This window comes from Streptosporangium sp. NPDC003464 (assembly GCF_053588315.1).
Genome location: NZ_JBSFPS010000085.1, coordinates 20,582 through 33,737, shown reverse-complemented (window position 1 = coordinate 33,737; position 13,156 = coordinate 20,582). Strand labels below are relative to the sequence as shown.

11 protein-coding genes are annotated in these 13,156 nt (G+C 72.3%); 6 read left to right on the top strand and 5 right to left on the bottom strand.

What is annotated here, in order from left to right; translation table 11 throughout:
* Positions 1 to 991 (bottom strand): septation protein SepH (gene sepH / locus ACWDS7_RS20265; protein ID WP_451930511.1); only part of this gene is annotated, 991 nt, incomplete at its 3' end.
* Between the two features lie 606 nt (positions 992 to 1,597).
* Between sepH and ACWDS7_RS20260 the strand changes: the two genes are divergently transcribed.
* Complete coding sequence (locus tag ACWDS7_RS20260; protein ID WP_451930510.1) at positions 1,598 to 2,635, top strand: hypothetical protein; 1,038 nt, start codon at positions 1,598 to 1,600, stop codon at positions 2,633 to 2,635.
* A 9-nt stretch (positions 2,636 to 2,644) separates the two neighbouring features.
* Here the strand turns inward: ACWDS7_RS20260 and ACWDS7_RS20255 are convergent, their stop codons facing one another.
* Together ACWDS7_RS20255 and ACWDS7_RS20250 are read right to left on the bottom strand one after the other, a co-directional pair.
* Positions 2,645 to 3,961 (bottom strand): D-arabinono-1,4-lactone oxidase, encoded by a 1,317-nt coding sequence (locus ACWDS7_RS20255; protein ID WP_306867538.1) that lies wholly within the window; start codon positions 3,959 to 3,961, stop codon positions 2,645 to 2,647.
* Between the two features lie 111 nt (positions 3,962 to 4,072).
* On the bottom strand, positions 4,073 to 5,263 hold the full coding sequence (locus ACWDS7_RS20250; protein ID WP_306867541.1) for an MFS transporter: 1,191 nt from the start codon (positions 5,261 to 5,263) through the stop codon (positions 4,073 to 4,075).
* 126 nt (positions 5,264 to 5,389) lie between these two features.
* On the opposite strand from ACWDS7_RS20250, the gene ACWDS7_RS20245 reads away from it, so the two are divergent.
* On the top strand, positions 5,390 to 6,649 hold the full coding sequence (locus tag ACWDS7_RS20245; RefSeq protein ID WP_451930509.1) for a lytic murein transglycosylase: 1,260 nt from the start codon (positions 5,390 to 5,392) through the stop codon (positions 6,647 to 6,649).
* A 58-nt stretch (positions 6,650 to 6,707) separates the two neighbouring features.
* Here ACWDS7_RS20245 and ACWDS7_RS20240 read toward each other — a convergent pair whose 3' ends face one another.
* Complete coding sequence (locus ACWDS7_RS20240; protein ID WP_451930508.1) at positions 6,708 to 7,670, bottom strand: ferrochelatase; 963 nt, start codon at positions 7,668 to 7,670, stop codon at positions 6,708 to 6,710.
* Between the two features lie 115 nt (positions 7,671 to 7,785).
* Here ACWDS7_RS20240 and ACWDS7_RS20235 point away from each other — a divergent pair, with 115 nt between their 5' ends.
* Together ACWDS7_RS20235 and ACWDS7_RS20230 are read left to right on the top strand one after the other, a co-directional pair.
* Positions 7,786 to 9,768 (top strand): S9 family peptidase, encoded by a 1,983-nt coding sequence (locus tag ACWDS7_RS20235; protein ID WP_451930507.1) that lies wholly within the window; start codon positions 7,786 to 7,788, stop codon positions 9,766 to 9,768.
* A gap of 31 nt (positions 9,769 to 9,799) precedes the next feature.
* Positions 9,800 to 10,594, top strand: a complete 795-nt coding sequence (locus tag ACWDS7_RS20230; protein WP_451930506.1) for an inositol monophosphatase family protein — start codon at positions 9,800 to 9,802, stop codon at positions 10,592 to 10,594.
* A 47-nt stretch (positions 10,595 to 10,641) separates the two neighbouring features.
* On the opposite strand, the gene ACWDS7_RS20225 is transcribed toward ACWDS7_RS20230, so the two are convergent.
* Positions 10,642 to 10,800 carry a hypothetical protein gene (locus tag ACWDS7_RS20225; protein ID WP_306867556.1) on the bottom strand — a complete coding sequence of 53 codons (159 nt, stop codon included), beginning with the start codon at positions 10,798 to 10,800 and terminating at the stop codon, positions 10,642 to 10,644.
* A 215-nt stretch (positions 10,801 to 11,015) separates the two neighbouring features.
* Here ACWDS7_RS20225 and ACWDS7_RS20220 point away from each other — a divergent pair, with 215 nt between their 5' ends.
* Both ACWDS7_RS20220 and ACWDS7_RS20215 read left to right on the top strand, forming a co-directional pair.
* The gene (locus ACWDS7_RS20220) at positions 11,016 to 11,669 is read left to right on the top strand and encodes a response regulator transcription factor (RefSeq protein ID WP_306867559.1); all 654 of its coding nucleotides are present in this window, start codon (positions 11,016 to 11,018) and stop codon (positions 11,667 to 11,669) included.
* 80 nt (positions 11,670 to 11,749) lie between these two features.
* Positions 11,750 to 13,048 (top strand): sensor histidine kinase, encoded by a 1,299-nt coding sequence (locus ACWDS7_RS20215; protein ID WP_451930513.1) that lies wholly within the window; start codon positions 11,750 to 11,752, stop codon positions 13,046 to 13,048.
* Positions 13,049 to 13,156: the final 108 nt, after the last annotated feature.

Below are 13,156 nucleotides of genomic sequence, written 5' to 3'. Positions count from 1 at the left end.
GTGCCGTCCCGGCCGCCGGCTCCGGCCCGGCGGCGCCGGCCGGTGGGGCGGGCTCGGCCGGCTCGTGGACGGCGGCGGGCTCGGGCCTCCTGACCGGCTCCGGCGCCCTGGCCGGTGTGTAACCGGGCTGGTCCGGGGCGCGCAGCGGCGGCACCGAGGACCTCGGCGCCTCGTATCCGGCCGGGAGCGGGGGCATCGGCGGCTGCACGTAGGCGGCCGGGGAGTCGGGCTGCTCGTAGGCGGCCGGAGGCTCGGGCCGCTCGTGGGCCGGCGCGGCCGGGGGCTCGTTGCGCACCACCGAGGGGAACGAGACCGGCGGCTGGTTCAGCGGCTCGGGCGCCAGCGGCGGCACCGGCGCGAGCTTGGCCACGCGCGGCACGAACGGCGTGACGATGGAGTCCTCGACCGGCTCGACGTATTCGCCGGCGGACAGGCGCATGGCCTCGTCGTCGTGCGGCGTGATGTGGCGCCGTCGCGGATCGAAGATCCACTCGGCGTTGCGGCTGTGACCGTTCCAAACGAAACCGAGCTTGATCCGCCACAGGTTGTCGTCCCTTTTGGCGGAGTCCCAGTCGATCTCGTCGGCGGGCACGCCGCGACGGGTCAGCCGCTCGGCGACCAGGTCGCCGAGGGTAGGACCGGGAGCGGAGTCGCCCGGCAGCCGCACGGCGCAGCGCTGCGCCTGCTGAGCCATGTACTCACGTTCCTGGAGCACGGGGCCCTCGAACCACCGCACCCGCTCGACCGGGATGCCCGCCGTGGCGGCGATCTCCTCCGCGGTCTCGCCGGCACGGATCCGGGCCTGGATCTCCTTGGGGCGCAACGGACTCTCCACTTCGATCTCGTACTGGCCGAGACGGGAGAAGTTGCCGCGGACGGCAGCACGGAGCCGGTCGTCGACGGGCAGCGTGAACCGGGTCCCCCGGCCGGCTGTCGCCAGCACGAGATAGGTCCCGTCCTCACTCACCGCGACGAGTCGGAGCTCCTGCATGCGAGTCCCTTCGTCGTCGTGCTCAATCTTCCCCCGGACCCTTGAGTCTCTCGCGTGTGCCGGTTGCCTGCCAGCACCGTACCCGGCATGTCCGAACATCGCCTTCCTGGATGGGGCTCGCAGCGATGTGACGCCGGTCACATTTGCTCCATTCATCTACTTGCAGGCACCGGTGTGGAGCAGCACGTTCAGGGTCCTCGACGGATTCTCCCCAATAACGCCGGGTGCCGTTGTGGACTTCGGCCAATAGCCGGGAGATGACATCGGGACCCGCCGGCCGGTCCCCGGGCGGCGTGTCGCGGCCACGGGGGCGTGGGGCGGGGGTCCGGTGCGGTCCGGGCCGTCACCGTCGCCGGAGGTCATGGCAGCCGGTGTGGCGTGGAGCGGCGGTCGATGTGGACGGCGGGAGAATGTCATCTCCGGCGTACTCCCTCGGGGTTGGGCGGCGCGGGGCGTCTGCGAATCTGCCTGTCGCACAGGTCACAGGAACAACAGGACACGCGGATGCGTCATTCTTCGAGGGAGCCTTTACGCACCCCTTTACCGAAAGCTTGTGAGAAGGGACTGATTCGGGGAATGGGCGGCCAGCAGAGATTCGATCTGAGCATGCCGCAGATCGTGGGGGGCGCTCTGGCCACGATGACGGCGGCGGTGGCCGCATCGTATCTGGGGGTCGCCGGCACGGTGATCGGCGCGGCCGTGATGAGCGTCGGGAGCACGGTCGGCGGCGCCGTGTACACCCACTACCTCAAGCGCACCGGCACCCAGCTCACCTTCCTCAGAGGACACGAGGCCGCCGACGACCCGCCCAGGAAGGTGGAGGGCGAGGGCGAGCTGGCGACGGCCGCGCGGGCCACCGTGCGGGGCGAGGCGCAGGCCCGGTGGGCCGGTGGGCCGGCCCCGGCGGACCTGGACGCCCCGACCTCGGTGCTCCCGGCCGTCGGCACGGTGGATCCAGACGCCCCGACCTCGCCGTTCCCGGTGAGCAGGCCCGCCTCGGCGGACCCCGACGCCCCGACCTCGGTGCTCCCGGCCGTCGGCGGCGGCGCGGCGCCGAGCGCCGACGACCTGGACGGCCTCGTCGTGGTGGACGTCGACCCGGCCACGGCCGAACTGCCCAGGATCACCGACGGCGCCCACGCCGACGGCCCCCGCGTCAGGGTCTGGATGCTGGCGGTGACGGCGGTGGTGACGTTCGCGCTGGGCATGGGGGCCATCCTGGGCTTCGAGGGGCTCACCGGGCAGCCGGTCTCCAGCACCGTCCGGGGGGAGAAGGGGTCGGGCACCAGCCTCAACCCCGGCGCCGGCAAGCGGGACAAGAGCCCCGACCGGGTCAAGCACTCCAGGCCGGCCAGCCCGGCGCCGCCGCCGGTCCCCGACAGGACCTCCGAGCCGACCGCGACCGCCGACTCCGGGCAGCCCGAGCGGCCGGGGACGGAGCCGCCCGCCGAGCCCACCCCCTCGTCCACTCCGACCCGCACCCCGACCCCGGAGCCGACCTCCGGTCCCACCCAGATCGACCCGTCGCCGGAGCCCAGCGACCAGCCGACCGGCCCGCCGCCGTCGAGTGAGCTGCCCCCTCCCGACGAGAGCGGGCCGCAGAGCGAGGGGCCCGAGGGGCAGAGCGTCCTCGGCGGCGGCTGAGGGGCCGTCTCAGCCCAGGACGGCGTCCAGATAGTCGTTGGTGAACACGCGCTGCGGGTCCAGCCGGTCCCGCAGCGTCCGGAAGTCGCCGAACCGGGGATAGACCGTGGCCAGGTAGGCCGCGTCGCGGGTGTGGAGCTTGCCCCAGTGTGGCCGGCCGCCCAGCCGGGTCATGATCTCCTCGACGCCCTCGAAGTAGGCCGGGTTCGGCGTCGGCCGGTAGATGTGGCAGGCGATGTAGGCCGAGTCCCTGCCGTAGGCGGTGGACAGCCACGCGTCACTGGGCGGGGTGACCCGCACCTCGACCGGGAAGGTGATCTTCCAGTCCCGCCGTTCCACGAGGTCGCGGGTCTCGCGCAGGGCCTGGCCGAGGCGCTCGCGCGGGATCGCGTACTCCATCTCCAGGAAGCGCACGTCCCGCACGCTCGTGAAGATCTTGTACGAGGTGTCGGTGTGGGTCGAGGCCGACAGCGCCGCCGCCGAGATCGCGTTGAGCCGGGGGATCGCGCCGGGGAAGCGCCCGCCGATCCCGCACAACGCGCCGAACAGGGTGTTCTCCAGGAACTTGTTGTCCAGCCAGTGCCTGAAGGCGCCGGGCGGATCGGCCGGCCCCGCGCTCCGGTTGTTCCGCTTGGTCAGGCAGGTGTCGGTGTGCGGCAGCCAGAAGAAGTCCAGGTGCTCGTTGTCCGAGGTGATCGTGTCGAGCGAGTCGAGGATCCCGGTCAGCGTCATCGGCTGCCGGACGCTGCGCAGCAGGAACGACGGCTCCACCCGGAAGGTCACCGCGGTCACCACGCCGAGCGCGCCGAGGCCGACCCGGGCGGCGTCGAACAGGTCCTGCTCGCTCACCCCGTCGCGGACCTTCCCCGTGCCGCCGCGGGTGACCGTGACGACCTCGCCGTCGGCGAGCACCAGCTCCAGCCCGGTCACCTGGTCGGCCAGGCCGCCGACCTCCCGGCCGGTGCCGTGGGTGCCGGTCTGGATGGCGCCGGCGAGGGTCTGGGCGGTGATGTCGCCCATGTTCGCCAGGGCCAGGCCCATCCGGTCGAGCTCCTCGTTCAGCACGTGGAGCGGTGTGCCGGCGGCCGCCGTCACCCAGCCGTCGCCGGTCTCGCGGACGCCGGTCAGGGCCTCCGGCCGCAGCAGCAGGCCGTCGGTCAGCGCGACCCCGGTGAAGGAGTGCCCGGTGCCGACCATCCGCACCCGGCGCCCCGAGGCGGCGGCGTCCCGTACGGCCCGCGCCACCTCCTCCGTCGAGGAGGGCACGCGGACCTCCTGCGGGGTGGCGGACTGGTTCCCGGCCCAGTTGCGGAATGTCTCGCTCATGCACGCTCCTGCCTGTCGGCGTCATGGAGCACGCATGGTCTGCGCCTTCGGCCTACGCCGCGGGCACCTGTTCACCCCCGCTCCGCTCGCGAATGTGAACAATACTCATGATTACTGCTGGGGGATAGGGGTCCGCAGCCAGGTGGAGCCGCCGACGCCGATGATCACAGCGAGTACGGCGCAGGCGAAGGAGAACCCGTAGGCGTTGGAGGCGCCGAAGACGTCGGTGAGCCGGCCGCCCGCCCAGGCGCCGAGCGCCACGCCGAAGCCGACCGCGGTGGAGACCCACGACATGCCCTCGGTGAGCAGGTGGGCCGGGACCAGCCGCTCGACCAGCGCGTAACCGGTGATGATCGTCGGGGAGATGGCCAGCCCGGCGAGGAACAGCGCCGGGACCATGATCTTGACGTCGCCGATCAGGGCGATCGGGGTCAGCCCGGCGGCGAACACCCCGAGGGCGCGGACGAACCGGCGGCGCAGCGAGATCTTCCACTGCCGCGCGCCGTACCAGAGGCCGGAGACCAGGCTCCCGCCGGCGACCGAGGCCAGCAGCAGCCCCGCGGCGGGCTTGGCCCCCTGCTCCTCGGCGAACGCCACCGTGATCAGGTCCACCGAGCCGAAGACCGCGCCCATCGCCAGGAACACGCACGACAGCAGGGCGATCCCGGGGATGGTGATCGGGGTGCCGGAGTGCTTCTCGCCGCGGCGGACCGGCGGCTCGGTGCCGCGCTGCATCGCGAAGGCGATCGTGCCCACGACCGTGCAGACCAGGGCGACGATCAGGCCGGCGTAGGGGTTGACCGCGGTGGCCAGGGCGCTGACCAGCGCGGGCCCGGCGACGAAGATGACCTCGTCGGCGACCGACTCGAAGGAGAACGCCGCGTGCAGCTTGGCCGACCCGGCCAGCAGGTGCGTCCAGCGGGCCCGCACCAGCGAGCCGAGCGACACCGCGCTCGCGCCGGCCACGACACCGGCGGCGAACAGGCTCCAGACGGGCGCCTGGAGCTCGGCGCAGAGCATCAGGCCCGCCAGCGCGGCGCCGTGGGCCAGGGTGAACGGGACGATTACCCTGGCCTGGCCGAACCTGTCCACCAGCCGTCCGGTCAGGGGCGCGGCGACGGCGTAGGAGACGTTGACGGTGGCCGCGACCGCGCCTGCCATGGCGAAGGAGTCGGTGAGAGCCTCGATGAGCATGACGATGCCGATGCCGAGCATCGACATCGGCATCCGCCCGAGGAACCCGGCGATGACGAAACCCTTGACGCCGGGCGTGCTGAACAGCCCCCGGTACGGCCCGACCACTGACAGCTCCCCCTCGCGCGCTTCCGGCGTAGATCGTAGCGACCATTCCCTACCGGACCGCCACCCGGCAAGCCATTTTCCGCGCAATGGCACACATCATGGCTTCTTGGAGCTAACGTGAGCGCGGTGTCGCATCTTCCCCGGTTGTGGGCGTTCGTCACGGTGCTGGCCGTGGTCGCCGCGCTCGCGGTCGTCGGCGGCGCGGTGTTCGTCGCCACCCGACCCACCGACTCCCTCAGCGCCGCCGCCGCCGAGTCCGACGTCCGGGACCTGGCCGGGATCGTCCCGCTGGCCAGTCCTTCCGCCTCCGGGACGGTCGCGCCGGCCACCCCTCCGGCGGTCAGCCCGACCCCGGCCGCCTCGGCCACCGGCGGTCCCGGGATCACCCTGACCCCGCCCCGGCTGCTGGTGATCTCCCAGTCGACCCTGCCCCAGCAGACCAAGGAGGACATCTCGCAGCTCAAGCACGTCCAGAAGATCGACTCCTTCGACGGCGGGGCGGTGAAGGTGTCCGGTGCCGGGCTCAACCTGCTCGCGGTCGACCCCGCCCGGTTCCGCGCCTGGGCGCCGAAGGCCGTGGCCCAGCAGCCCGCGGTGTGGAGCGCGCTGGCCAAGGGCGAGTTCGTCGCCGACAGCTCGGCGGTGCGCCGCCTCGGGCTGGTCCTCGGCTCGCACTACCAGGTGGACGGCGGCCCCCTGCTCCGGGTCGCGGCCTCCGCCTCCTTCGGCCTGCCCGGCGTGGACGGCCTGGTGGGCGCCGAGACCGGGCGGCGGCTCGGGCTGCTGCCGGGCGTGGCGCTGCTGGTGCACGGGCCGGAGAAGGCGGCGGCGGCCCTCAACGCCGGGGTGCGCAAGCTGCTGAGCTCGGGCGCGCAGGTGATCACCGTGGGCGGTAGCCGTACGGTCCGGACCGCCACCGGGAAGACCACCGCCGACAGGACCACGGGCAAGGCCAAGGACAGGACCGCCGAGCGGCCGCGGGCGGCCCGGAAGGTGGCGGTCGGTCGGCCCGGCAGCTATCTGGAGCTGTACCGCAGGTCGGCCACCGTCTGCCCGGGCCTCTCCTGGACGGTGCTGGCCGCGATCGGCCAGGTGGAGAGCTCGCACGGGCGCAACAACGGGCCGTCCTCGGCGGGCGCCCAGGGGCCGATGCAGTTCATGCCCGCCACCTGGAAGGCCTACGGCGTCGACGGCGACGGCGACGGCGTCGCCGACATCTGGAGCCCCTACGACGCCGTCCCCTCGGCGGCCAACTACCTGTGCGCCAACGGCGCGGGGCAGGGCGGCAAGAAGCTGGAGAAGGCCATCTGGTTCTACAACCACTCCTGGTCGTACGTCAGCAAGGTCATGTCCGTCTCGCGGGGCTACGCCGCCGCCTACCCGTGACGGAGCGGGGCCACGCCGCCGCCTGCCCGGGACGGATCAGTCCCCTGCCCGGGACGGATCAGCCCCGGCGGCGGGGCGGGGCGGGGCAGCAGGTTGCCGCGCAGGCGGCCGGCTCCGGCTCGGCCAGCAGCTCCCCGATCATCGAGACGAACCGGGGGTGGGTGCCCGCGGTGGCGGCCCTGGCCAGCGGGAGGCCCAGCTCGGCGGCCAGCTCCGCGGCCTCCACGTCGAGGTCGTAGACCACCTCCATGTGGTCGGAGACGAACCCGATCGGCACCAGCACCACCGCGGGGGCGTCGATCTCGCGCAGGTGGTCGCAGACGTCGGGCTCCAGCCACGGGATGTGCGGGGCGCCGCTGCGGCTCTGCCAGACCAGGTCCCACGGCCGGTCGCCGCCCAGCTCGGCGCTGATCAGCGAGGCCGTCCGGCGCAGCTGCGCCTCGTACGCCCCGCCGTGCGGCCCGGCCGTCTGGGCCATCGAGACCGGGATGCTGTGCGCGGTGAAGACCAGGCGCGCGGAGCCGCGGTGCTCGGCCGGCAGCTCCTCCAGGGCCTCACGGGTGTGGTCCGCCATGGCCGCGACGAAGCCCGGGTGGTCGTAGTAGTGCCGGAGCTTGACGATCTCCGGGGCGTTCTCGACCGCGGCCCTGGCCAGGGAGATGTCGTCGATGTACTGCCGGCAGGCCGAGTAGGAGCTGTAGGCGGCGGTGACGAAGGCCGCCGCCCGGCGCACGCCGTCGGCGGCCATCCGGCGGAGCGTGTCCTCCAGGTAGGGGTGCCAGTTGCGGTTGCCCCAGTAGACCGGCAGGTCGACGGTCGGCTCGACCGCGGCGATCAGGTCGCGGCACTGCTGGTTGATCGGGCTCGCCCCGCCGAAGCGCTGGTAGTGCGCCTCGACCTCCAGCAGCCGCTCGCGCGGGATCCCCCGGCCCCGCACCACGTTCTCCAGAAACGGCATCACGTCGTCGGGCTTCTCCGGCCCTCCGAACGAGACGACGAGCAACGCGTCGTAAGTCCCCATGGCATTCATCAAACCGCATTCGGGAGGCTCCTCTCACATGGTCGCCCCGGTTGTCCGCGTCCGGGTGTCGACCCGGATGCGCGACCGGAGGTGAGGACCGATGTAAGTTCGGGTCGTGACCCCTTTCAACGACATTCGTGACTATGTCGGCGTACCGCGGGTGGCGTCCCTGCGGCTCTCCCCCGACGGAACCCGCCTGGTCAGCGTGGTGCAGGCGCTGAACCCCGATGGCAAGTCCTACGGAACGTCCCTGTGGGAGATCCCTCTCGACGGGCGCAGGGCCTACCGGCTGACCAGGTCCGTCAAGGGCGAGGCCGGGGCGGAGTTCACCGCCTCGGGCGACCTGATCTTCGGCTCGCGCCGCCCTGACCCGGAAGTGAAGGAGCCCGACGAGGAGGTCCCGGCACTCTGGCTGCTGCCCGCGGTGGGCGGCGAGGCCAGGCAGATCGCCTCCCGGCCCGGCGGCGTGACCGGGTTCGCGACCGGCGGCCGGAGCGTGGTCTTCGGCTCCGACGTCCTGCCCGGTGACGAGACCACCGAGGAGGAGCGGCGCAAGACCCGCAAGGACGCCGGGATCAGCGCGATCCTGCACGAGAGCTCCCCGGTGCGCTACTGGGATCACGACCTCGGCCCCGGCGAGCCCCGGCTGTTCGCCGGGACCCTCGGCGACGACGACCGGCTGGCCCAGGTCAGAGACCTCACCCCGCAGCCGGGCAAGGCACTGGTCAATGCCTCCTACGACGTCACCCCCGACGGGGCGACGGTCGTGACGACCTGGTCGGTGCCGCAGCCGGCGGGCGAGCTCCGCTCCCGGCTGGTGGCCATCGAGACCGCCGACGCCGGGGCCCTGCGGGTCGTGGCCGAGCAGGAGGGCCACGACTTCAACGGCCCGGTCAAGGTCTCGCCCGACGGGCGCCTGGTCGCCTGCGTCCGCGAGCGCCACGCCGACACCTCGCGGATCCCCGAGGTCACGATGTGGATCGTGGACCTGGCCACCGGCGAGGGGCACGCCGCCGGCGGCGACCTGTGGCCGGCCGACGTCGTCTGGGCGCCGGACTCGCGCTCCCTGTACGTGGCCGCCGACCACCAGGGCCGCCGCCCGGTCTTCGAGGTCCCGGCCGACGGCTCCGAGCCGGTACGGCTCACGCCCGACGACGCCGCCTACCTGTCGCTCAACGTCGCGCCCGACGGCACGCTCTACGCGCTGCGCAGCGCCGTGGACCGCGCCGCGGGGCCGGTCCGGATCACCGCCGGCGGCACGGTCGAGGAGCTGGCCTCCCCGGCCCCCGCGCTGGAGCTGCCCGGCACCCTGACCGAGGTCACCGCGACCGCCGACGACGGCGCGACGGTCCGGGCCTGGCTGGTGCTGCCGGAGGGGGCCTCGGCGGAGAACCCGGCGCCGTTCCTGCTCTGGATCCACGGCGGCCCGCTGTCGAGCTGGAACGACTGGTCCTGGCGGTGGAACCCGTGGATCATGGCCCAGCACGGCTACGCCGTACTGCTGCCCGACCCGTGCCTGTCCACCGGCTACGGGCCCGAGATGATCCGGCGCGGATGGGCGGACTGGGGCCCGCGCACCCACGCCGACCTGATGGCGGTCACCGACGCCGCCCTGGAGCTGCCGGAGGTCGACGCCACCCGGACCGCCGCCATGGGCGGCTCGTTCGGCGGCTACATGGCCAACTGGGTCGCCGGCCACACCGACCGGTTCAAGGCGATCGTCACCCACGCCTCGCTCTGGCACCTGGACCAGTTCTCCGGCACCACCGACGGGCCGATGTACTGGCAGCGCGAGTTCGGCGCCCTGGGCGGCGAGCTGTACGGCAAGCTCTCCCCGCACCTGTCGCTGGCGGAGATCTCCACGCCGATGCTGGTCATCCACGGCGACAAGGACTACCGGGTGCCGATCGGCGAGGGCCTGCGCCTGTGGTGGGACCTGCAGCGTTCGGGCGTGGAGTCGAAGTTCCTCTACTTCCCCGACGAGAACCACTGGGTGCTCAAGCCGGGCAACGCCGTGGTCTGGTACGAGACCGTGCTCGCCTTCCTCGCCCAGCACGTTCTCGGCCGGGAGTGGAAGCGGCCGGAGTCGCTCTCGTGACCTTGGCCGAGCCGACGAGGGGGCGGAGGCCATGGAGAAGGTAGGGGTCTTCGCCCACCTGGCCGAGGAGATCGCCAGGGAGGCCGGGGAGATGCTCGTGGCCAAACGGCCGGCCCGGCCGGAGGTGCTGGCCACCAAGTCCAGCCCCACCGACGTGGTGACCGCGCTGGACAAGGCGTCGGAGGCGCTGATCCGCTCCAGGATCCGGGCGGTCAGGCCGGACGACGCGATCCTCGGCGAGGAGGGCGGCTCGACCGGCGGCGGCCGGGTCCGCTGGATCGTCGACCCGATCGACGGGACGGTCAACTTCCTGTACGGCCTGCCCGAGTGGGCGGTCAGCATCGCCGTCGAGGTCGACGGCGAGGTCGTCGCCGGGGTGGTCAACGTCGTGCCCCGGGGCGAGGTCTTCACCGCGGCCAAGGGCGAGGGCGCGTGGCTGGCGGGGCAGCGGCTGCGCTGCAACACCGGTGTGCCGCTGGAGCGGGCCCTGATCGCCACCGGGTTCGGCTACGAGGTCGGCCGGCGGACGGTCCAGGCGGAGGTGCTCGCCCGGGTGGTGCCGCGGGTGCGCGACATCCGCCGGGGCGGTTCGGCGGCCTCGGACCTGTGCTCGGTGGCGGCCGGCCGGGTGGACGGCTACTACGAGCGCGGCCCGCAGGCGTGGGACTACGCGGCCGGCGGCCTCGTCGCCACCGAGGCCGGGGCCGTGATCGGCGGGCTGAACGGCAGGCCGGTCAGCCCGGACTTCACGCTCTGCGCGGCGCCGGCCCTGTTCGAGGAGCTGCACGGGCTGCTGGCGCCGCTGGACCCCGAGCGCGACACCTGACGCGAGGGAGCCCCCGGCCGGCGGCCGGGGGCTCCCTCGCGTCAGCGCTAGATGGAGACGCCGTTGTCCGTGGCCAGACGGCGGAGGTCCTCGATCTCGGCGGTGAAGGTGTCGGCGAGGTAGTCGTCGCCGGCGGATCTGGCCTCCTGCAGGTTCTTGTAAGCCTGGTTGAGGCGGTGTCCGATCGTGGTCGTGAACTCGCCCATTTCACCTTCTTTCAAAAAGGGGGCTGAAGGTAGGGCTGCGGGGGGCTGGCTCCGGCTCTACCCACTGTCGGATATCGGCTAAACCTGTATGTGTCACACATCACGGACAGTGCCTATCCTGGCACCCGCCTTACCGTCGGCTTACGGCGGGTGTGGCGACAATGGGTAGCCGTTCCAGCGGCTGTTTCCATATCTCACGGGAGGTACCAGAGGCCGTGCGGGTGCTTGTGGTTGAGGACGAGCGCGTGCTCGCCGACGCGATCGCGACGGGGCTCCGGCGCGAGGCCATGGCTGTCGACGTCGCCTACGACGGCGCGGGCGCGCTGGAGCGGACCGGCTACATCGACTACGACGTGATCGTCTTGGACCGGGACCTGCCCAAGGTCCACGGGGACGAGGTCTGCCGCCGCCTGGTGGCCGAGCGGACCGCCTCGCGGATCCTGATGCTGACCGCCTCGGGCGACGTGGACGACAAGGTGGAGGGGCTGGGGCTGGGCGCCGACGACTACCTGGCCAAGCCCTTCGTGTTCGTCGAGCTCGTGGCGCGGGTGCGGGCGCTCGGCCGGCGCTCCGCCCCGGCGCTGCCGCCGGTGCTGGAGCGCTCCGGGGTCCGCCTGGACCCGGGCAAGCGGCTGGTCACCAGGGACGGCGAGGAGATCTCGCTCACCAAGAAGGAGTTCGCGGTCCTTGAGGAGCTGATGCGCGCCGAGGGCGCCGTCGTCAGCCAGGAGGACCTGCTGGACAAGGCGTGGGACGAGAACATCGACCCGTTCACCAACGTGGTGCGCGTCACCATGATGACCCTGAGGAAGAAGCTGGGCGAGCCTCAGGTGATCGAGACGGTGCCCGGGGTCGGATACAAGTTGTGAGTGTTCCAGCAGGCAGGGGGGAGGACCGGCCCGACATCGTCCCGGCCGGTGAGGCGCGCGAGTCCGTGCCCACCCACCCGATGATCAGCCCGCACTCCGAGAGGGGGGCGGCCAGGGGAGCCGGGCCCGCCCCCGGCGCTCCGGGGCGTGCCCAGCCGCCACCGCCCTCCGGTCCGCCGGTGTGGGACGGCCCGCCCCCGGCGGGCGCCGTCCCGGTCAGCCCCACGCCCCTCGACCGGCTGAGGGTGGCCATCGACCGGCTCAGCATCCGCTGGCGGCTGACCATCACCTACGGCGTGCTGTTCTTCGTGGCCGGGATGCTCCTGCTGTTCGTGATCTACATGATGGTGGGCTGGGCCATCAACGGGGCCTGGCCGGATGTCAGCCTGCAGAACGTCTCGCCCGTGCTGGAACAGAAGTTCCAGCAGGAGTGGCTCGGGTGGAAGCACGCCGCGATCGACGAGGCGCGCAACGCCCTGCTCAGCCGCTCGCTGCTGGCCCTGGCGGGCGTGGGCATCCTGGCGATCATCATCGGCTACCTCGTCGCCGACCGGGCGCTCAAGCCGATCCAGCAGATGACCGCCACGGCCCGCAAGCTCTCCGGCACCACGCTCGCCCACGAGCGGATCGGTCTCAAGGGTCCCGACGACGAGCTCAAGGAGCTGGCCGACACCTTCGACGCGATGTTGACCAGGCTCAATGTGGCGTTCGACACACAACGGAGGTTCGTGGCCAACGCCTCGCACGAGCTCCGCACCCCGTTGACGATCAACCGGACGGTCCTGGAGATCGCGCTGGGCGACCCTGAGGCGTCGGGGGACCTCAAGGCGCTGGGCCGTACGCTCCTGGAGGTCAACGCCCGCAACGAGCAGCTCATCGAGGGCCTGCTGCTGCTGGCCCGCAGCGAGCGGGAGCTGAGCGTGCGCAAGCCGGTGGACGTCAAGGACGTCGCCGAGACCGCCGTCGAGCAGCTCGCCTCGCGTGCCGAGGAGGCGGGGGTCACCATGACCACCGAGCTCCAGAGCGCCGAGACGGAAGGCGATCCGGTCCTGCTGGAGCGCTGTGTGGCCAATCTGGTGGAGAACGCGATAAAGCACAACCTCCCCGAATCCGGGCGCCTGTGGGTGCGCACGGGAATGGTGGAGGGGGCCTTGGTTGTTCAGGTGGCCAACACGGGGCCGCATGTGCCCGCATACGAGGTGAACAGCCTGTTCGAGCCGTTCCGGCGGCTCAACGCCGACCGGGTCGATTCGGCCCGCGGGGCGGGTCTCGGGCTGTCCATCGTCCGTGCGGTCGTGCGCGCTCACGGGGGTAATGTGACCGCCGTCCCCAGGGACGGCGGAGGTCTCGTGGTGACCGTGAGACTCCAATCACGTTGATCCGGCGGGGGGCGTCTCGTTCACGCCGTACATGTGGTTGGATGTGCCGTCGAACACGGTGGTTCATGTCGCCAATGCTGTGGTTTACGCCATATTTGGCTAACCGCG